At 33.5% G+C, this 20,218-nt stretch carries 25 protein-coding genes and 2 tRNA genes; 18 read left to right on the forward strand and 9 right to left on the reverse strand.

Annotation, left to right across the window (positions count from 1 at the left end; genetic code table 11):
- The first annotated feature begins 102 nt into the window (after positions 1-102).
- The 5 genes from RZ74_RS06355 to RZ74_RS06375 all read left to right on the forward strand — a co-directional run bounded on the left by RZ74_RS06355 (position 103) and on the right by RZ74_RS06375 (position 1,989).
- Entirely contained in the window at positions 103-474 is a 372-nt protein-coding gene (locus RZ74_RS06355; RefSeq protein WP_148562084.1) for an aggregation-promoting factor C-terminal-like domain-containing protein, read from the forward strand.
- 305 nt (positions 475-779) lie between these two features.
- On the forward strand, positions 780-1,214 hold the full coding sequence (locus tag RZ74_RS06360; RefSeq protein ID WP_053950681.1) for an ACT domain-containing protein: 435 nt from the start codon (positions 780-782) through the stop codon (positions 1,212-1,214).
- 50 nt (positions 1,215-1,264) lie between these two features.
- Complete coding sequence (locus RZ74_RS06365; protein WP_053950565.1) at positions 1,265-1,492, forward strand: hypothetical protein; 228 nt, start codon at positions 1,265-1,267, stop codon at positions 1,490-1,492.
- A gap of 15 nt (positions 1,493-1,507) precedes the next feature.
- Positions 1,508-1,732 carry a hypothetical protein gene (locus RZ74_RS06370; protein WP_053950566.1) on the forward strand — a complete coding sequence of 75 codons (225 nt, stop codon included), beginning with the start codon at positions 1,508-1,510 and terminating at the stop codon, positions 1,730-1,732.
- A gap of 14 nt (positions 1,733-1,746) precedes the next feature.
- On the forward strand, positions 1,747-1,989 hold the full coding sequence (locus RZ74_RS06375; RefSeq protein ID WP_053950567.1) for a hypothetical protein: 243 nt from the start codon (positions 1,747-1,749) through the stop codon (positions 1,987-1,989).
- Positions 1,990-2,022: 33 nt separating this feature from the next.
- Here the strand turns inward: RZ74_RS06375 and RZ74_RS06380 are convergent, their stop codons facing one another.
- Positions 2,023-2,718 (reverse strand): GPP34 family phosphoprotein, encoded by a 696-nt coding sequence (locus RZ74_RS06380; RefSeq protein ID WP_053950568.1) that lies wholly within the window; start codon positions 2,716-2,718, stop codon positions 2,023-2,025.
- Between the two features lie 42 nt (positions 2,719-2,760).
- The gene (locus RZ74_RS06385) at positions 2,761-3,468 is read right to left on the reverse strand and encodes a glycerophosphodiester phosphodiesterase family protein (RefSeq protein ID WP_053950569.1); all 708 of its coding nucleotides are present in this window, start codon (positions 3,466-3,468) and stop codon (positions 2,761-2,763) included.
- 173 nt (positions 3,469-3,641) lie between these two features.
- On the opposite strand from RZ74_RS06385, the gene RZ74_RS06390 reads away from it, so the two are divergent.
- The 3 genes from RZ74_RS06390 (at position 3,642) to RZ74_RS06400 (ending at position 5,476) form a co-directional block, all read left to right on the forward strand.
- Entirely contained in the window at positions 3,642-3,923 is a 282-nt protein-coding gene (locus tag RZ74_RS06390; protein ID WP_187291409.1) for an ArsR/SmtB family transcription factor, read from the forward strand.
- 91 nt (positions 3,924-4,014) lie between these two features.
- Complete coding sequence (locus RZ74_RS06395) at positions 4,015-4,905, forward strand: metal ABC transporter solute-binding protein, Zn/Mn family (RefSeq protein WP_053950570.1); 891 nt, start codon at positions 4,015-4,017, stop codon at positions 4,903-4,905.
- Between the two features lie 115 nt (positions 4,906-5,020).
- Entirely contained in the window at positions 5,021-5,476 is a 456-nt protein-coding gene (locus RZ74_RS06400; protein WP_053950571.1) for a hypothetical protein, read from the forward strand.
- Between the two features lie 30 nt (positions 5,477-5,506).
- Here the strand turns inward: RZ74_RS06400 and RZ74_RS06405 are convergent, their stop codons facing one another.
- The 4 genes from RZ74_RS06405 to RZ74_RS06420 form a co-directional block, all read right to left on the reverse strand.
- A complete protein-coding gene (locus RZ74_RS06405) occupies positions 5,507-6,202 on the reverse strand; it encodes an ABC transporter ATP-binding protein (RefSeq protein WP_053950572.1) in 696 nt (231 codons plus the stop codon).
- A 2-nt stretch (positions 6,203-6,204) separates the two neighbouring features.
- Positions 6,205-7,272: an ABC transporter permease gene (locus tag RZ74_RS06410; protein ID WP_053950573.1), complete on the reverse strand. Its 1,068-nt coding sequence runs from the start codon at positions 7,270-7,272 to the stop codon at positions 6,205-6,207.
- Between the two features lies 1 nt (position 7,273).
- Positions 7,274-7,870 (reverse strand): TetR/AcrR family transcriptional regulator, encoded by a 597-nt coding sequence (locus tag RZ74_RS06415; protein ID WP_053950574.1) that lies wholly within the window; start codon positions 7,868-7,870, stop codon positions 7,274-7,276.
- Positions 7,871-7,988: 118 nt separating this feature from the next.
- A complete protein-coding gene (locus RZ74_RS06420; protein WP_053950575.1) occupies positions 7,989-9,350 on the reverse strand; it encodes an FAD-dependent oxidoreductase in 1,362 nt (453 codons plus the stop codon).
- A gap of 408 nt (positions 9,351-9,758) precedes the next feature.
- Between RZ74_RS06420 and RZ74_RS06425 the strand changes: the two genes are divergently transcribed.
- From RZ74_RS06425 to RZ74_RS06435, 3 genes are all read left to right on the forward strand, one after another.
- Positions 9,759-10,505 carry an SGNH/GDSL hydrolase family protein gene (locus RZ74_RS06425; protein WP_083437196.1) on the forward strand — a complete coding sequence of 249 codons (747 nt, stop codon included), beginning with the start codon at positions 9,759-9,761 and terminating at the stop codon, positions 10,503-10,505.
- A 259-nt stretch (positions 10,506-10,764) separates the two neighbouring features.
- Positions 10,765-10,836 (forward strand) — tRNA-Asn (locus tag RZ74_RS06430).
- A gap of 128 nt (positions 10,837-10,964) precedes the next feature.
- Positions 10,965-11,036, forward strand: a tRNA-Asn gene (locus RZ74_RS06435).
- A 140-nt stretch (positions 11,037-11,176) separates the two neighbouring features.
- Here RZ74_RS06435 and RZ74_RS06440 read toward each other — a convergent pair.
- Positions 11,177-12,202, reverse strand: a complete 1,026-nt coding sequence (locus RZ74_RS06440) for a GH25 family lysozyme (protein ID WP_053950577.1) — start codon at positions 12,200-12,202, stop codon at positions 11,177-11,179.
- 220 nt (positions 12,203-12,422) lie between these two features.
- On the opposite strand from RZ74_RS06440, the gene RZ74_RS06445 reads away from it, so the two are divergent.
- Entirely contained in the window at positions 12,423-14,336 is a 1,914-nt protein-coding gene (locus tag RZ74_RS06445) for an ABC transporter ATP-binding protein/permease (protein ID WP_053950578.1), read from the forward strand.
- A gap of 50 nt (positions 14,337-14,386) precedes the next feature.
- Here RZ74_RS06445 and RZ74_RS06450 read toward each other — a convergent pair whose 3' ends face one another.
- Complete coding sequence (locus RZ74_RS06450; protein WP_053950579.1) at positions 14,387-14,941, reverse strand: TetR/AcrR family transcriptional regulator; 555 nt, start codon at positions 14,939-14,941, stop codon at positions 14,387-14,389.
- A gap of 81 nt (positions 14,942-15,022) precedes the next feature.
- Between RZ74_RS06450 and RZ74_RS06925 the strand changes: the two genes are divergently transcribed.
- From RZ74_RS06925 to RZ74_RS06475, 6 genes are all read left to right on the forward strand, one after another.
- Positions 15,023-15,232, forward strand: coding sequence for a hypothetical protein (locus RZ74_RS06925; protein ID WP_148562085.1), 210 nt, complete (start codon positions 15,023-15,025; stop codon positions 15,230-15,232).
- A 109-nt stretch (positions 15,233-15,341) separates the two neighbouring features.
- Complete coding sequence (locus tag RZ74_RS06455) at positions 15,342-16,208, forward strand: mechanosensitive ion channel family protein (protein WP_053950580.1); 867 nt, start codon at positions 15,342-15,344, stop codon at positions 16,206-16,208.
- Between the two features lie 59 nt (positions 16,209-16,267).
- Positions 16,268-17,137: a mechanosensitive ion channel family protein gene (locus RZ74_RS06460; protein WP_053950581.1), complete on the forward strand. Its 870-nt coding sequence runs from the start codon at positions 16,268-16,270 to the stop codon at positions 17,135-17,137.
- Between the two features lie 238 nt (positions 17,138-17,375).
- On the forward strand, positions 17,376-18,077 hold the full coding sequence (locus RZ74_RS06465; RefSeq protein ID WP_053950582.1) for an amino acid ABC transporter permease: 702 nt from the start codon (positions 17,376-17,378) through the stop codon (positions 18,075-18,077).
- A 13-nt stretch (positions 18,078-18,090) separates the two neighbouring features.
- Positions 18,091-18,834 (forward strand): amino acid ABC transporter ATP-binding protein, encoded by a 744-nt coding sequence (locus RZ74_RS06470; RefSeq protein ID WP_053950583.1) that lies wholly within the window; start codon positions 18,091-18,093, stop codon positions 18,832-18,834.
- A gap of 11 nt (positions 18,835-18,845) precedes the next feature.
- Positions 18,846-19,661, forward strand: coding sequence for a transporter substrate-binding domain-containing protein (locus RZ74_RS06475; RefSeq protein ID WP_053950584.1), 816 nt, complete (start codon positions 18,846-18,848; stop codon positions 19,659-19,661).
- 97 nt (positions 19,662-19,758) lie between these two features.
- Here RZ74_RS06475 and RZ74_RS06480 read toward each other — a convergent pair.
- Positions 19,759-20,218 (reverse strand): LPXTG cell wall anchor domain-containing protein (locus RZ74_RS06480; RefSeq protein ID WP_148562086.1); only part of this gene is annotated, 460 nt, incomplete at its 5' end.

The following is a 20,218-nucleotide window of genomic DNA, read 5'->3' on the forward strand; positions in this document are numbered from 1 at the left end:
AACTGTAACGATGTACTAACGCTTTTGATATATTACTTCGATATAGTATTAACCATAGAAAAGAAATCGAAGTATTTAAAACAAAAGGAGTTAGATTTTATTTTGAATAAAATTACCAAAACTTTTATCAAATTCTCAGTAATCGCATTTACATCACTTTTAATTCTATTCGCATTCAATATTGCTAAAAATAACGTTTCAGCAAGTGCCTCAGTAAACTGGCAACACGTTGCTGAACAAGGCCTAAGCAAAAAAGATATCGCTGCTAGACGTTGGATCTCATTCCATGAATCATCAAACAGATACTACGCAAGAAACGGTGTCTGTTACGGTAAGTTCCAACTAGACGTTAGTTACCTACACGGTGACCACTCAAAGAAAAACCAAGAACTAACTGCTAACAAGTACGTTGCAAGTCGTTATGGTTCATGGTCAAACGCTAAAAAGTTCTGGCAACAACACCATTGGTATTAATCAAAACACCTAGTTAACCGCTAGGTGTTTTTTTATTACAATTATATGTTTGAAAACATGTTTTGATAGAAGATAATTCAGGGATAGTATAGTTGGTAAAAAACATGAACCATACTTCATAATTAAAAATATAGTAAATGTCATTAAAGAAATAAAAATCATATTATTACCTAATATATATTAATGTCTTATATACACTATCTATGGATGTCAACTTATAGAATAATCGTGATAGAATTGTAAATAAGGTTAAAATTGATTTAAAAATTAAAAACGTATAAATAATGAACGAGGCGGTGATGACAATTAGTAAATATTATCTTGTCGATGACTCTTTATTACCTGAAGCTTTTGGTAAAGTAATTGAGGCTCGTAAAATGATTGATAACGGCGAAGTGAAGAACGTTAGTGAAGCCGTTAAAACAGTCGGAATCAGTCGTGCCAGTTACTATAAATACAAAGACTATGTATATGAAGTCCAACAATCTTCATGGCAACGAAAAGCAGTTATCTCTTTTCTACTAGATCATAAAAGTGGGATTTTGTCTCAAGTTTTAAATGCGATTTCTAATCGTGGAGCTAACATTTTAACAATCAATCAAAACATACCCATCAATGATTCAGCTAGTGTAGTCATTTCATTAGACTTGAGAAAAATTGATGGCACAATCGATGAATTAATCAAAGATATCAATTCAATCAATGGAACGAACAAGGTTAACCTAGTCGCTATTGAGTAATTAGACATAAAATGTTAACATCATGTCTAATAAATAGAGAGGAAATTACAATGGATAAATTGCAATTTATGGATTACACTTTTGTGTTTAATCCCGAACATTCTACTTATACCAACAACGACGAAGTGTTAACCTTTTTTACTTTAGATGGTGAAGTTAGAATCAAAATTAGATTCAAAAATGAACATCTTGTATTGCTACCACAATATGGCGTTACCATTAAAAAAGCCGATGGTAAGACATACCACATCATCGCCAACGAATACCAACCCGTTTAGGGCAAGGAGAGCTAAATGAGAGAAGTTCAAATCAGACAGTACCATTTGAGATACGACGATAATCAAATTGACAGTTATTTCGACAAAAGTAACGAAAGACTGGCATTCATAGCTGGCAGCAATTTATTGCTAGCAGTCGACATTGATAACGAGGAATTAACATTTCATCCCAATGGTGGCGACTATGTTTCCATTGAAGAAATCGATTCAACACATTACGAACTAAAATCTGACTTTTAAACTAGGAGAATTCAATGCCTCAAATAACTTTTCACGGTTACACCATCTACTACCAAGACCATATGTTACCCTTCTTTGATCAAAAAAGAGATGCTATTTTATTTATAAAATACTTAACTGAAAATGCGGGTGGTAAAGCATATGACGATGCACAACTAGTAGTTGAGTATAATGACGGTATCGTATTTACGCCAATTTGGAACATTAAAATCAAACAAACTAACGATAAAGAATTCATTTTAGAATTCAAAGGATAATAAAAAAAGACTCAGCCATTTTGGCTGGGTCTTTTAAATTGTATTAATTTTAGTTCGATTCATATATGATGCTGGTTGTTCCTTTGCGACTAGAGCTGACACTTTACGCATATGAACACCAAATTCATCGATTAATTCTTGAATGTGAGCGAATTCTGGATGTTCCATTAAATGTGCCATGCGTAAAGCAATCGCACGACGTTCACGACTCTTGAAGCATAACTTCAATTGTCGACTAATGGTTAACATCTTAGCCAAACAATAGACGTTTACAGTCATTGGTGCAGAACCCATCATTTGATCATAGATTTCATCAATAATATCTTGATTTGTTTGTGACTTAGGGACAAAGGTTCTCACCTTATGCACTAATCCCTTTTTCTTTTCTAGCACATGACCGCCTTCATAAAATTGTTCACCTAATGCCATGTAAGTATGTTTCATTACATCAACATTTTGTAATAACTTGGCAATCATTGTGTCCACATCTGCATCTTTATTTCTTTCAATTAAATCCATAAATGAATTTAAGAAATATAATTTATGTGGCAACGCATCGACAATTTCAATGCGGTTATCTTCATTTAATTTAATTACTCCAGCAGCCGCTAAATCTAATAAACAACTGTCTACTAAATAGGCGCGTAGACGTACGTTTTTCAACATTACACGACTATCTTTGGACTTACTGGTGATTAAAAAATACATTTCAGCAGTTGTAAGTGCCATTGTATAGCCTCCATGAGTAGGATAAAAGTATTCTAACACTTCTTATCTTTTTTTGTTAGCCTTTTTATTTGCGACGCTTTGTCGAATCTTCATTGCACGTTCGAAATTATTGGTGATGACAGCATCGACACCGTGTTTAATTAAGAAACGTAAACGTAATGATCCGTTAACCGTCCAAACTCTTTCTTTATTTTCAATATCTGGTTGGAAGAATTGAAGATGCAAGGCATCCAAGTGATTAGTTAACATGAATTCTTTTGGGTTATCGACTCTTCGGTCAGTTAAGTAGGCGAATTGAGCATCGTCGGTTAGTTCTTGGACAATTTTTACAGACGACAAATTAAATGATGAGTAAATAACTGGATGTAATAGTTCAAATTTACTTACCATATCAACAACAATCTTTTCGATATTTGGGTAATGAATTTTATCAGTCTTAAATTCTAGATTAACCAAAACATCGCGTCCTTCAATCAGTGCTAATAATTCTTCTAATTTTGGAATGCGTTCATAATTTTCAAGTGAAAATTGTGATAATTCTTCATAAGTATAACTATTAACCAAACCACGTCCGTCAGTGGTACGATCAATACGTTCATCATGAATAACGACTGGGATATTATCTTTTGTTAAATGAACATCAAATTCTAGCCCATCAATGTGATGGTACAGAGCATAACGAAATCCTTGTAGTGAATTTTCTGGATACAAATCTGGTACCCCACGATGACCAAAAACCAATGTTTTCATTTTAAATATCCCCCTTTTGTTTCCTCTCAATTAATAATAAATCTATTTTTTAATTTTGCAATATAATTACTCAATTAATTACTGTTTATTTTAAGATAAATATTTATTGGAATAATTTTTCTTTTCCAGCGTTTAACGTTATAATTTAAATATCAACTATCGCGGAGGAAATTATGATCATAAATGATAAAAAACTACATATGATTACTAAGGCATTGGATAATTCATTACGAATTCAAATCCTCTATTACTTAGAAGATAATCAACAAAGTAATGTCTCCAACTTAATGAATTACTTTGAAACTTCTCAACCTAATATTTCTCGTCATCTAAAAATATTAGCTGATGCTAACTTAGTTTACAGCCAAAAAGACGGACAAGAACGCATTTATCAACTTAGCGATAACCACGTTTCTCAACTACTAGCAACATTAAAAACACATATTAACGATTAAAAAGTTTTATTCTTGACATATATCTATTTTAGTTATATAACTATACTCGTTATATAACAGATTTAGATATATTTTTTATTTGGAGGAAATTATGAAAAAAATTAAAGCGATTAGTTTGATTGTCTTCATCGCAACATTCATCCTAATCTTAACCGGATGTTCAGCCAGCAAGAACGATGCTAAAAAGAGTATCCATGTCACTTCATCAGTCAACTTCTACGGTGAAGTTGCCAAAAATGTTTTAGGAAAATACGGTAAAGTAACTTCAATTATCAACAACCCTAACATTGATCCACATGATTTTAACCCTGCTAGTTCAGACGCTAAGAGCGTTTACCAAGCTAACTTAGTTATATATAATGGATTAGGTTACGACTCATGGGCACAAAAACTATTAAGTAGTAACAAGAACGTCGATTCAATTAACGTTGGTAGTCTAATGGGTAAAAAGACAGGTGACAATCCACATATCTGGTACAACGTAGCCACTATGGAAAAATTAGCTAACGAATTAGCTGCTAAATTCACTAAACTACAACCTAGCCACAAAAAAGACTTTGAAAATAACGCCAAAGCATACATCGCAAAACTAAAAGTGCTAAATACCCAATTAGCAGATATCAAGAAAAACAAAATTAACAAAACTGTCGCCGTTTCAGAACCAGTTTTTGATTACTCACTTACTAACATGGGTTACACCGTTTCTGACAAATCATTTGAAGAAGCCACTGAAAAAGATAATGATCCATCCCCTAAGAGTATTCGTGAAATACAAAACGATATTAAAGACCACAAACTAGCTTTCTTTGTTTACAACAAGCAAGTTAACAGTAAGACTGTCACTAACTTAGTTAAACTAGCTAAGCAAAACAATGTGCCAGTAGTCTCTGTGACTGAAACTAAACCAAGTGATGAACCAACTTACATCACATGGATGCAAAACCAATATAAAGAAATTCAAGCTATCCAAAACAAAAAGTAATGAAAAAAACATTTATCTATTCCGATAAATGTTTTTTTATTTGAAGTCATTTGGAGAAAATATTAGTATATAATATAGATACAAAATACTATTCAGAATAAGGAGTTCAACCATCATGGCAATTGCACTAGTAAATGAAATGTTTAACGAATTTAACGATCCTGATTTAAGTTACAAGGATTCCAGAGACGGATATACTGAATGGTTTAAATTATCATTTCTAGTTGATGATGGTTTCCATAAATTCGAAGATGGTAAACGTAAATTTATCGAAAAATATGATGCTGAACTACAAGAAGTAATGAGTAACTTCTTAAACAAGTATCAAAAGGAATTCGAATCTTCATTCATTAATGAAAAAGAATTTGAGGTTTTAGATCGTACTAAGGAAATCGTTAAAGATTTAAAATCCACTTTAGAAAAAGAATTTTTAGTTGATGATAAAATCACCATTTTCAGCATTGATTTAGTCGGTAGCTGGCAAGCATTTAAGAGTTCTGGTTCTTCTGCGCTAGAACAACGTTTCTACAATGACATTACTAATCACGTTGAACAACAACATCAAAAATAAAAGAAGATAGGCATTGCCTATCTTCTTTTTTTATACCAAGACAGAGTCATCGGTATCGATGAATTCGCCTTGACCATCAACGATTCGATAATTTTTATCAACATAATTTAACAATCTGGAATCATGAGTAATTACAATCACCGTTTTATTTTGTTTATGAGCTAGTTCTTGTAATAGTTCCATTGATTTAATTGCCATTTGACCATCTAATGCTGCTGTTGGTTCATCAGCTAAGATGATATCAGGGTTAGTATATAGCGCTCTTAAAATGGCCACTCTTTGTTGTTGACCTCCAGATAATTCATCTGGATATTTGTTCATTAAGTTAGTCACTTTTATTTCTTCTGCTAGTTGCTGACATTCATCAACAGACATATTGCCAGTCTTTTTAACTTTATTAACCAGTTTAAATTGATCTTTCACCTTTAAGTAAGGTAATAAGTTGTATGCTTGTAAGATAAAACCGATGCGATTTAATCTGAAACGACTTTGTTGTTTAGAATTCATATCTCCGTAGTTAAGACCATTAATCATGATTTCACCACTAGTGGCTGAAAGAATCCCACCTAAAATTTTCATAAAGGTAGATTTACCTGAACCAGATGGTCCAGTAATTGCGATAACTTCCCCTTTATTAGCAGAAAAATTAATATTGTTTAATGCTGTGGTGGCAGCTTCGTCGACACCAAAAACTTTATTAACGTTATTTAATTCAATTGTAGCCATTATTAAATTCCTCCCATTGCAGTTGCTGGGTCAATCTCAGTGACCGTTCTCATTGGAATAAGTGCTCCTATGATTGACATTAAAATAATCATGATAGATACAAATACCATCAAGGCAGGGTCAAATGTCATTGGAACAGCGGCTGGCATTGAAATTGCAGTTAAGAGTGTTAGTAATGCACTAATTGCGACTCCACTCACAGCTAAGATAATCGCATTAGAAATTACGTTCATTGCAAGGTAGAAGTTAGATACCCCTTGCACCTTCATTACAGCGAAGTATGGTATTTTTTGCATCGTTAATACATATAAGAAAATCGAAATCACCACTAGTGTGATTAATAATAAGAAGACAATCATAAATTCAAAAGTTGAATTTTGGGCACTGTAACCGGGAATGTCTTGAATAAAATCTTCCATTCCCATTACCTGAGTACCACTAACAGTCTCTTTAGGGTCATTTCTGTAAATAATTGAACTAATCATAGCTTGGTCGTTTTTGCCAAACTTTTCTGATTGTACATTTTTCGAACTGGCGTAAATTACCGGTGCAACATTTAATTGATTATTTTTGACCGTTCCTACAATTTTAAATTGATGACCGTTACTACTAAACTTAACATTTTCACCTAATCGGTAGTGATCTTGTGAGATTAAACTATCATCAACAACCACTTCATAATCATTTTTAAAGGTACGACCTGAAGTGATTTTTAAATCTTTATAAATAAATTGGTTCTTATTTAAACCAATAATTTGTGAGCCAACTTTATTCCCATCATTAAACGTTTGAACATTGGCACTCATTTGAGTAATGTCGGAACGTTTGTTAGCTGGATATTGTCTTGCTTGTTGTTTAGTAATTGTAGATTGATCTAATAATCCATTCGCATCTGAATTTAAAACGATTTTTTCTGCGTTCCAAGAATCAATCGCTTGGCGATTAGCATTGCTTAATCCGTTAGCTAATGCAGTCAAAATAAAGATTAAATATGCAATCATGATAATTACTAAACAAATTAAGCTATATCTTAATTTATTCTTTTTAATTTCTTGAATTGATAAAAACATCTTACTCTCCCTTATTTTTTAATCCCTTATTCAATAATTCCAAAAGACTTTCAAAGTCACTAAATAACTGTTCTTGGTTACCACCACTTAGCACGTTTCTAATTGTTTCATGTGCAGCACTAGTTGCCCATTTATAAGTGATAATAATTTGTTCTTTATCACCAACTGGTCTCCCATCAACTAATAGCACCAAATATTCTTCGGGTATTTCACGATAGTCATATTCCTTATGTTTTAATTCAAACTGATTATAAACAACATACTTTTGGTAAAAAGATTCATATTGAGTTCCTTTTAAACGCTCGATAAAAGACTTCGTTGCATCATAAAAAACTTTCAGTGAGTTTTGCTTTTCAGCTCTAATTTGTTGAAAAACCTCAAAGTGAACCTCTTTTAAAACTCGCTTTAAAGCATAATGATAACTATCATTAATATCTTCAAAATATTTATAAAATGAACCACGTGCAATAGAACAGTCATTAATGATTCTGGCTACTTGAGCCTCCATTAATCGATATTGAGAAAATTCCTTAATCAAAGCATTAAATATTTGATTTTGTTTTTCTTCATTTAAGTTTAAAAACGTTTTTGTTGGCATTTTTCTCTCCCTTTCGACTAAGTGACATTGTGTCATTTTTCAATATAATACATCCAAGGTGACACCGTGTCAACATATGTGCACAAAAAAAGATGGAAATGATTCCATCTTTTTAAAATTACTTGTTAATTTGTCTTACTGCTTCTTGAGCTGCTTCATTCATGATGTTCCAAGGACGATCAAATCCAGGTTGGAAGAAGAAGTCAGCATATGCTAAGTCGTAAACTGTAGCTTTTTGTTGGATTGCAAATGAGATTGTGTTGATGTTTGCAGTCACATCTCTAGTTGACATGATTTGACCACCAAGGATACGACCATCAGTTGGGTCAAATGTAATCTTGAAGTAAACTTTAGCATTTCCAGCTTCTTCTGAAACGAATGGAGGAACTGCCCAGTCTTCTACTAATACTGATTTAGCATTAGTAACACCACATTTTTCTTGAGTGTCTTGTTTAACACCAGTTGAAGCAAAGTGGTAGTTGAATACTGAAAGTGCTGATGAACCTGACACAGCAGTCATCTTTAATTTTCTTCCAGCAGCGTTAGCAGCAGCAGTACGTCCTTGACGACGAGCATTTGATGCTAGAGCAATTGATGATAATTCACCAGTTGGTGCGTATGGAACCTTAGTTGCGTCACCAACAGCGTAAATATCTTTAACACTAGTTTCTTGGTGTTCGTCAATCTTAATACGACCACGTTCGTCTAGGTCTAATAACCCATCAACTAATGAAGTATTTGGAAGAACCCCAGCAGTTTCAACAACTAATTCAGCATCGAAAGTACCTTGGTCAGTTTTAACAGCCTTAACTTTACCGTCTTCGCCAACGAATTCAGCAACGTTTACGCTACCAACGAAGTTAACGCCGTTTTCTTTAAATTCTTGAGTTAATTTTTCAGTGAATTCTGAATCTAAGTAGTTACCTAATAGACGAGGATTGTGGTCTACGATAGTAACTTCCTTACCCGCTTTAGCAAATGCTTCAGCAGCTTCGATTCCAATGTAACCTGATCCGATAACAAAAACATGTTTTAAATCAGGATCTACCATTTTTTGTTTTAGCTTGATTGCCCAGTTACGACCACGCATAGCGTATAGGTTTTCTAGGTCCTTACCAGGAACGTCTAAACGACGAGGAGTAGCACCAATAGCTAAGATTAGCTTATCGTAGCTTTCATCACGTTCTGAACCATCAGCTAAATTCTTAACATGAACTAATTTCTTCTTTTCATCAATACTTGCAATTTCTTGTTGTACAAATACATGTACACCATCTTTTTCAGCATTTTCTACAGTTTCATACGCAACTGTATTTACATCCTTTACAGTACCTTCTAGGTATAATTCCATACCACATGATAGGAAGGAAATAAAATCTCCTCTTTCATACCATTGAATTTCTGCTTCAGGGTTTTCTAAAAGCATTCCACGAACGGCTTCGTATCCACCGTGTGAAGAACCGACTACGATAACTTTCATTAGTGTGGCCTCCTAATAATTTTTATATAATATTTCTATAATTTAACTTTGTGATATTTATCACATTACTTTACAACCAATATTTTACCTTTCGCCCGATTATTTAGCAAGCAATATTTAAAAAATACTTAAACTTTTTTAATCTTTTTAAACTCAATAACAAAACAAATCTGCAAAAGTCTCTTTTCTTATTAGTTATAAAGATCAATTTTTTAATTAATTTACAAAAAATAGTTAATCCATCTCAATACACCTAATTAAATACTTTTATCACAAACTTTTTCAATCAAATGTTAAGGATTAATTTAAATGTTTAAATATTAATTAAGTTTCTTCCGTTTAATTGTTACCACCCTTAAATGCTAGTAAAATTAGTTTTAAATAATAATTGTAAGGGAGTTAATCGCATTGAAATACGGGTTTATTAAAACTGCATTAGTAACAGCCGCAGGTGCCGCTTTAATGAAAGCATCTAAGAAGAGCATTGATATTAGAAAAGCTAATAGTGAAATATATAGACCGTCTCGTGATTTCTTTGTTGATGGCAATCTTAACGGTAAAAAAATTGTATTCCTTGGTTCATCTGTAACGGCAGGACTGGCTGCTAAAGGAATCTCATTTGTAGACTTTTTACGTGTCGAACATGGCGTTCACGCAATTAAAGAAGCCGTGAGTGGAACAACTTTAGCTGATATTAATGAAAATTCATACATTAGTAGAATGAAAAATAATTTAAGCCGTGATGCTCACTATGACTTATTCACTTGCCAATTATCCACTAATGATCAAAGAAACGGTATTGATATAGGTAAAATTAGTAATTCATACAATCCTGATGATTTTGATACACAAACCACGATTGGTGCGATCGAATACATCGCTGCAACAGTTCAAGAAGAATGGGATTGCCCATTAGTTTTCTATACTTGTTTAAGAAAACCTGAACCTGGTTACGAATTTTTAAGAGATAAATTATTTGAACTTCAAAAGAAATGGCATTTTGCTATTATTGATATTTGGAAAAACAAAACCTTAAAGAAAATGAACGAACAAAACCCTAGTTTCATGTTAGATGATACTCACCCTACTTGTGCTGGATATCGTTACGGTTGGACTCCTATTTTCGTAAAAGAATTAGACCAAATGATAGAATAATCAAAAAATATGTTGACGATAAACCTTGATATAATAGGATTTTGTTAACATATTTTTATTTTTATTAAAATTTGATGAAAAAAGGTTGTATTTTTTTAATAATAGTGTATTATTATAGTCAATGACAAAGACATAGTATCAAGTTACATTTTTACCGAATTAGCTTTAAAATGTTGGTTTGGTGGCACATATTCACTACATAACATTTACGTTATTAGTTTTATAAGAAAAATGAAATTTCACATTTTTCTCTCATTTTTGCTCCGTGGTTCAATGGTAGAATAGCGCACTGTTAATGCGATGGTTGCTGGTTCGAGTCCAGCCGGAGCAGTCGAGTGATAATTCACTCAACATAATTAGAGATGTTAACGATACGGTATCTTTCTAATTGTATGAGTTGATCTTTAACCCCTTTACTTATTTGGGATTAACTTAAATTATTAACACCCCTTTATTTATTGCTCTATGGTTCAATGGTAGAATAGCGCACTGTTAATGCGATGGTTGCTGGTTCGAGTCCAGCTAGAGCAGTTGGGAGAAATCCCAAGTTAGCTTTATCCCAATGTTAACTAATAAAGCAAATTGCTTTTCCATATTTTTATTCATAATTATCTATAATTCCACATAATAAAAGAACTTAGCTATCCCGCTAAGTTCTTTTATTTTACTTATTATTTATTGAACGCATCTGAAGCAATCCAACCAATTCTATTACCACTGTAGATAGATGTTGCTAAGTAGTATGTCTTACCATTGTACTTAGATTGTGCTACAACAGCAACTTGCATCCCTTGATAATTAATAGTTGTATCAACAGGAAGTGTTGCTTGATTATCACCATAAATATTTTGAGTAGCATTTGATGAAATTGTCATAGTCTTATCCATATTTTGAATAGCAGGAATTCCACTTGTAGTGTTATTACTATCTGTGGTTGAAGTACTTGTAGTTGTTTGGGTAGGTTCTGTCGGTGTTGATACAGCAGTGATGTTATTGTTACTTGATGGGGTAGCAACATCACCAATAAACCAACTTTGATCAGTTCTCATCTTACTTGCATCGACTTTTTTATTTAAAGCTGCTGAGTAGTAACGATCAGTGTATTGCCATAATACATGACTAACTGATGGTTCATGTTTAGTGTAAGCAGCTAACCAATATCCGTCATAAGCACTAAGTGCAGATTTAGCATAAGCTTTCATGAAGCTTTGGTAAGAATAAAATAGAATCTTTTTATTTCCGACTAGCGGACGCAAGGTTTGAACCCATTGTAATGTAGCAGCTCTAGCTGCGCTACGACTTAAATAAGTAGATTCAAAGTCGTTTACATAAAACTTGGCATTTGGAGCTCTGTAATATAAATCACGAGCCTCACTTGCAGCGCTAGATTTTGATGTATATCTGCTGTATGAATATACCCCATATGGAACACCATATTTTTCTATCATTGCTTTATTATGATTGAATGTTTTGTCGTAATGTCTTGTACCATATTGAACTCTTAAAATTACAAAAGGTACTTCACTACTTAACTTTTTCGCTTTGTTGTCGCTTAACTTTCCTTGCCATTCTGACAAATCGTAAACATTATCAGTGCTTGCAGCATGAGCAGTTGCGTAGTTCCCCATTGCAACAGCTGCTCCTGATAGTCCGATTGAAGTGATCAACATCATCAATATTGATTTAAACTTAATCAATATACCACACTCCTATTTCTAACTGATTATATACTAGCAGTATAACCGCCGAATATTTCAAGAATAATATAGGAATGTTACAAATTATGACAATTTAACCTTTTCTTAAGAATTTAAGGAAAAAATGCAACACTTTTTCCTATTTTGGTGATTGTTTATATCAAAATTAGCCCTATAATAGTCATTACAAATAAACAATTATGAATAAGGAGTGAAAAAAATGTCATTCTTAGAATTAAAAAATATCGAAAAATCATACTTCCTTGGCAAAGATGAATTTAAAGTTTTAAAAGGAATCGATTTATCTTTTGAAAAAGGTGAAATGGTATCCATCTTAGGAGAATCCGGTGGAGGTAAATCCACATTAATGAACATTATCGGTGGTTTAGATAGTAAATACTCTGGTGATGTTTTACTAAACGGAGAATCATTAAGACATGATACCGACAAACAACTAGACGAATATCGTCGTAAAACTATTGGATTCATTTTCCAAAGTTTTAACTTAATTAGTCATTTAACTATTTTAGATAACGTATTAGTACCACTTGAAATGACTACTCTTTCAAAGAAAGAACAAGTCGCTCGTGCGAAGGAATTACTAACTAAAGTTGGTCTACAAGACCACATGAACAAATTTCCTAACCAATTATCTGGTGGTCAAAAACAACGTGTGTCAATTGCTCGTGCTTTAGCTGGTGATCCTGAAATGCTTATTGCCGATGAACCAACCGGTGCATTGGATCCAGAAAACACAACTGAAATTCTACAAATCTTAGACAACATTGCTAAGGAAGGTAAATTAGTTTTAACTGTTACCCACTCCGAAAAGGTTGCTGATTACGGTACTCGTGTTGTTCACATGACTGACGGTAAAATCGACGAAGATCGTACCCTTCGTGACAAATATGCCGAAAGTAAAGAAGAAACACTAGAATCCAAAACTCTATCATTTAAGTCAATCGTCAAAATGACTTGGGACAACATTAAGTACAATTCAAAGAGAAACCTTTTAATCATCTTTGGTGGTTTAATTGGTATCTTCTCAGTTGTTTTCATGTTAGGACTAGGTAACGGTATCCGCGGATACATTAACCACGAAATTTACTCACAAGTTAACCCTAACAGTATTCAAATTTCACACAAGAATACTAATGATCATTCATCATTTAAAGACAGTGATGTTAGTCGTTTATCAGACGTCAAAGGTGTTAAATCTGTCGACAAAGCATACGCTTCTAGTGGTATCCAATTAAAAGATGGTAAAAAATCAGCTCAAGTGGCATACATGACTTCAAGCATTGCTACTATTAATACTGATAACATCAAACGTGGAACAACCCCTAAAGATGGTGAAATTCTAATCACCAAAACTACCGCTAAGTCATTCAACAAAAATAAACCTTACTCATTAGTTGGTAAGACCATTCAAGTAACATTCAACGCCATGAAGGATGGTAAGCCATATCCAATCACTACTGATCTAAAAGTTTCAGGTATAGCTGATTCACAAAGTCCAATTAGTATTATTAACTACAATACTTTAGGAAAAGATTTATCAGCTAACGGAATTAAGATTGAACCAAACTTCTTAAACGTTAACATTTCAGGTGGTGTAAGCAACGTTACTCCTGTTCAAAACAGAATCAAAGCCCTAGAAGCTGATGGTAAGAAGCTATACAGCATCCAAGGTGCTGGTGCAATCGTTTCAACTCTAAACACTTACATCAACTTAGCTGTATACGTACTAGCTGCAATTGCTGGAATCTCACTATTAGTTTCAGCTATCATGATCATCGTTGTACTATACATCAGTGTTGCTGAAAGAACTAAAGAAATCGGTATCTTACGTGCTTTAGGTGCTACTAAGGGTAACATCAGAATGTTATTCGTTAGCCAAGCACTATTCCTAGGTATCTTCTCATCAGTATCAGCTGTAGTTCTTTCTTACCTAATTCAATTAGGAATTAACTCAACCGTTGACGGCATGATTCATTACTCAATTATCCAAGTATCTATTGGTAATGCTGCCTTTGGAATTGTAATTGCTGTAATCATTAACTTACTAGCATCAATTCTTCCATCAAACAAGGGTGCTAAACTAGATCCTATCGAAAGTTTAAGCGCTGAATAACAATTCATCCCCAAATACAAAAAACACGCTATTTACAATAGCGTGTTTTTTTAATACTCTCGATGCATTAAGAAATCATATACGTATTCTTTATCATAATCTTCAAAATGATGAATCCAAAAGATGATAACGCCTAAGGCTGTTGAGGAATTATATGCAGCAAATAGTTTTCGCTTTTTCGGGTCCATTTCTTCACTAAAAACTTCTGTTGTTGATTCAACAAGTTCATTGAAAAATTGTAATAGTTTAATGGAGAAGCGAATTTCCCCTTTTTCACTAATTAGAACACTTAGAATTGGCTGATTTTCTTCGATTACAGTTAAAAAACTATATACGAATTTACCGGCTGCTGTATCGATATGTGCAACATCGGTTTCTTGGAAAAATTCGTTTGCATTTCTAATTTGATCAATTACACCATCTTCAACTTTTTCAATCAAGTCAAACTTATCGATATAGTGGCGATAAAAAGTACTACGGTTTACATCAGCTTGTTTAATGATGTCGCTGACCGTTACAGCTGAGACTCCTTTTTCTTTTGCAATTGAAACAAATGCTTTTACGATTTTATCTTTAGTTAATTGTCGTTTCTTTTCGTATTTCAAAATTGATTATCCTCCATTATTTATTAAATTATGTATGGACAGTGGTATGATACAAACATTAATAGAAAAGAGATGTTTTATATGTTAGACGTTGAATTAATGTCTGGTTTAATTTTATTCTTGGTAGGTATATTATCGTTCTTTACATTTTTAGCGATTATCGTTCGTCGAATTTATTTAAAGTCACCTATTCAAATGGATATTATATGCTTTGTGGTATCATCCATCGTGATTATCATTTCATATTTCCTTGATAGTCACTTCATATTATTCATTCTATCATCAATCTAATTAACTAAGTCCTTAACATTTTATTAAGAAAACAACTTATAACTGTTATAACACTTAATGTGATGTTAGGATATTAATATGACAATAATAATAGTAAGGAGTGTCGATTATGTTGACAGTTGCAGCCAATCCCGACTTCATTAAAAGATATTTTTTAAGCTTTAACTGGGACGAAATTCTACGCAACATTACTAATATTGTGATTGATATTATTCTAATTTCAATTTTCTTCTTAATTTTAAGAACAATCGGAAAGAAAGTAATCAACCACTTATTTAATAACTACGCCAAAAAGCAAACTGGCGTAGCAGAAAACAGACTAAAAACGCTTCACTCACTATCCACTAATGCCTACATGTACATTTTGGTATTCTTCTGGATTTACTCAGTCCTAACATTCATCGGTGTGCCAATTGGAACACTACTGGCTGGTGCTGGATTATTCTCTGTAGCAATTGGTTTAGGTGCACAAGGCCTTGCCAATGATATTATCAATGGTTTCTTCATCTTATTTGAAAAACAAATTAACATTGGTGACTATGTAACTATCGGAGACGTTACTGGTACTGTTTCTGAAATCGGTTTAAGAACCACTAAAATCAGAAGTAACAATGATGCATTAAATTTCATCCCTAACAGATACATTACTAACATTTGTAATATGTCTAAAGATCGAATGAAGGCTGAAATCAACATTCGTGTTAACCCTGATACTCCAATTACTGAAGTAATTAATATCATCAAACAAGTTAATGCTGAATATGTTCCTAAGACTAAGGGAATTATCGAAGACCCTCAATTACTAGGAACTGTTGATATGGGTGATGGTACTATCGCCGTTAAGGAATACATTCCTACTACCGACGAAGCTCGCTTTGATGTGCAATTTGAATACCTACAATTATACTTGGAAGCTATTCAAAAAGCTGGTATTAAACTACCAAACAACAAAGTTATCGCTGATATTTCCAAATAAAGTTTCAACGCCCACTTTCGGGCGTTTTTTACTATCATTTTTGAAAGGAAGTTTTTAACATGTATAGATTAGCAACTAACCCTAGTATCTTGAAACAATACGTAGATAGTTTTAACTGGGGACACATTCTTCACAATTTAACTTTTGTGATTATCGACTTAGTTTTAATTTCAATTTTCTTCTTAATTATCAAAGTAATTGGTCAATCTCTAGTAAACCATCTATTTGGTAAATATTTACAAAAAGAAAAGAAGATTGGTCCTAAACGTGAAGGGACTCTTAAATCAATCGCTACCAACACATTTAACTACATTTTGGAATTCTTCTGGCTATATTCTGTTTTAACTGTTATTGGTATTCCTGTTGGTTCACTATTAGCTGGTGCCGGACTATTAACAGTGGCACTAGGATTAGGTGCACAAGGTTTAGCTAACGATATCATCACTGGTTTCTTCATTTTATTCGAACATCAAATTGATGTCGGTGACTTTGTTGTTTTAGACACTATCACTGGAACCGTTGAAGAAATTGGTCTTCGTTCTACTCAAATTCGTGGAGTCGATGACTCACTAAACTTCGTACCAAATAGATATATCACTAACATCTGTAACATGTCTAAAGATCGTTTGAAGGCTGAAATTAACATTCGTGTTAACCCTAATAGCCCAATTCAACAAATCATTGATATTGTCAAAGAAGTTAACGCCAAAAACATTCCACTTACAGATGGAATTATTGATGAACCACAATTGCTAGGAACTGTTGATCTAGGTGATGGAACCATCGCAGTAAAGGAATGGATTCCATGTAAAGACACCGCTAAATTCGCTGTTCAATTCAAATTCCTTCAATTATATTTAGAAGCCATTAATGATGCTGGAATTACACTACCAAACAATAAATTAATTACCCCAATCCCACAAAAATAAAGGATTAGTTAAAATTTAATCGATACACATCCTTTTAATTGACACCTAAATTATTGATTGATAGTATTAAATTAATCATCAACTAACCGCTATTTAATAGACTTCTTAGAGGTTGTTAACATTTTCGATTATTTTGTGTACAAATTAATTGAAACTACGATTAAATAGTGTACAATAGTATTGGATTTAAATATGCATTTCCAATGCTTTTTTAGTTAGAAAACAAAGGAGACAAAATATGAGTGCTTGGGAAATTATTCGTGACTCAACACCGCAATTGCTTGCTGCATGTATTGCTTATACAATTCCAATTGCGATTGTGTCATTTATTATCGGTTTAACCATCGCTGTTATTACTGCTTTGGTTAAGATCTCCCCTCGTGGTGGACTATTCAATATCGTCAAAGCCATTTTCTACTTCTATGTTTGGTTATTTAGAAGTACCCCACTTTTGGTTCAATTATTCATCGTATTCTTCGGTCTTCCATACCTAAGAATTGCAGGAATATTACCCGACGGAATTAGATTAACCCCTATCGTAGCTGGGATTATCACTTTTTCTCTTAACACTGGAGCTTACGCTTCTGAAACTATTCGTGGTGCGATTTTGTCAATCCCCGATGGTCAATGGGAAGCTGCATACTCACTTGGTATGACTAAGCGTAAAGTACTTTGGAGAATTATCCTACCTCAAGCTAGTCGAGTATCACTTCCACCTCTTTCAAATGAATTCATTGGTTTGGTGAAAGATACATCACTAGCAGCTTCAATTACGATTGTGGAAATGTTTGAAGTCAGTCAACAAATCGCTGCTGAAAACTATCAACCACTAATCATGTACATTTTAGTAGCTGCTATCTACGCAGTTATCTGTAGTGTTCTTACTATTTTACAAAGTTACCTAGAAAAACGAGTTTCTCGTTATTCTGTAAGTAATTAGAGAGGAGTATTAAATGATTAATTTAAAAAACGTATCTAAAACATTTGATAATCAACATGCATTAGATAATATCTCCCTTCAATTCCCAGAAAATAAGACTACTGTAATTGTTGGACCATCCGGTTCTGGTAAGTCAACACTACTTAGATCTTTGAATCTACTTGAAACTCCTGAATCTGGTGAATATGATTTTAGCGACCTAAGCTTAAACTTTGCTGAAAAAATCAGTTCAAAAACTGTTTTAAATATTCGTCGAAAAACCAGTATGGTATTTCAAAGCTTTAACTTATTCCCTCACCTTACCGTTTTAAAAAACGTAATGGAAGGTCAAGTCCAAGTACTCAACAAAACAAAGGAAGAAGCTAAAGAGACTGCTGAACAACTACTAAAGAAGGTTGGCATGTTGGATAAAGCAAATGCTTATCCTAGTCAATTATCTGGTGGTCAAGCTCAACGTGTTGCGATTGCTCGTTCACTTGCAATGCACCCAGAATACATTTTGCTAGATGAACCTACTAGTGCTTTGGATCCTGAAATCGAATTAGAAGTTCTAAAAGTACTACTAGATTTAGCTAAAGAAAAACAATCACTAGTTATCGTTACTCATAATCTTACTTTTGCTCAACGTGTCGCTGATAAAATTGTCTTTATCGAAGATGGTAAAGTTGGTTTTGACGGTGATACTAAGGACTTCTTCGAATCTGAAGACAAAAGAATTAAAGATTTCTTAGCTGCGATGACACTACAAAATATTTAAGGAGATTTATCATGAAATTCAACAAATTAATGAAATCACTATCTGTTGCTTTGGCCGTATTAGGTACTGGAGCTATCTTAGCTTCATGTGGTAACAGTTCATCAAGCTCAAAAGATTACAAATCAGATTTAACTCAAAGCGGTAAGCTAACTATCGGTTTGGAAGGAACTTATGCGCCTTACTCATACCGTCAAGGTGGTAAACTAAAAGGTTTTGAAGTTGATTTAGCTACTGACATCTCAAAGAAGTTAGGTCTAAAAGTTAACTTTGTTCAAACTAAATGGGACAGTTTAATTGCTGGTCTAGGTAGTGACAGATACGATGCTGTTATGAACAACATGACTGTTACTCCACAAAGAGAAAAGCTATACAAGTTCTCAGAACCATATGCTTACTCATACTACACTCTTATTACTAAGAGTGACAGCAAGATGATGAGCATCAAAGACATCAAGGGTAAGAACATTGTTGATGGTGCCGGTACTGATAACGCCGTTGTTGCTAAGAAGTTCGGTGCTAACGTTTCATCAACTCCTGACAACGCTACTGGTTATCAATTAATCCAACAAGGTAGAGCAGATGGTACTGTCAATGCCGTTCCATCATGGAAATACTTTGCAAAACACAACTCAACTGAAGGTCTAAAAGAAATTGATGTTCCAACTAAGCTACAAGCTCCAGCTGAAACTTCAATCATGTTAAACAAGAAATCATCAGCTTTAACTAAGAAGATCAATCAAGCTATTGATGAATTAAGAAAAGATGGTACTTTAAAGAAACTTTCATTGAAGTACTTCGGTTCAGACATCACTACAAAGAACAACTAATTATAGATACGAAAAAGCCACTCAAATTAATGAGTGGCTTTTTATTTACATATTTATATAGAAGAAAAGGACTTTAAAAGTCCTTTTTTAAATTCTATTATTTATTTTTTCTTCTAAATCCAAACGCTGCCATTCCTAATCCAATCAATCCAATTACCAGTCCGGCAATTGCTAATGATTTTTGGTTAGTTTGATCACCTGTTTGAGGTAATGATTGTGCGCTGGTGTTATTTACATGATGTCCATCATTGTTATTATTTTCATTAACTATCTTGTTAGTATTTTCTTTCTTATCAGCATTACCATTATTGTTACCGTGTTCATCTACAGTAGGTGTGCTAGCAGAACTTGATGCTTGTGAGATAGATGAAGAGCTTTGTGATGAACTTGAACTTTGTGCGCTTGTTGATGAACTTTGTGATGTGCTTGAGCTTTGTGCGCTTGTTGATGAACTTTGTGATGCGCTTGAGCTTTGTGCGCTTGTTGATGAACTTTGTGATGCGCTTGAGCTTTGTGCACTTGTTGATGAACTTTGTGATGCGCTTGAGCTTTGTGCA

This window comes from Apilactobacillus apinorum (assembly GCF_001281175.1).
Classification (GTDB): Bacteria; Bacillota; Bacilli; order Lactobacillales; family Lactobacillaceae; genus Apilactobacillus; species Apilactobacillus apinorum.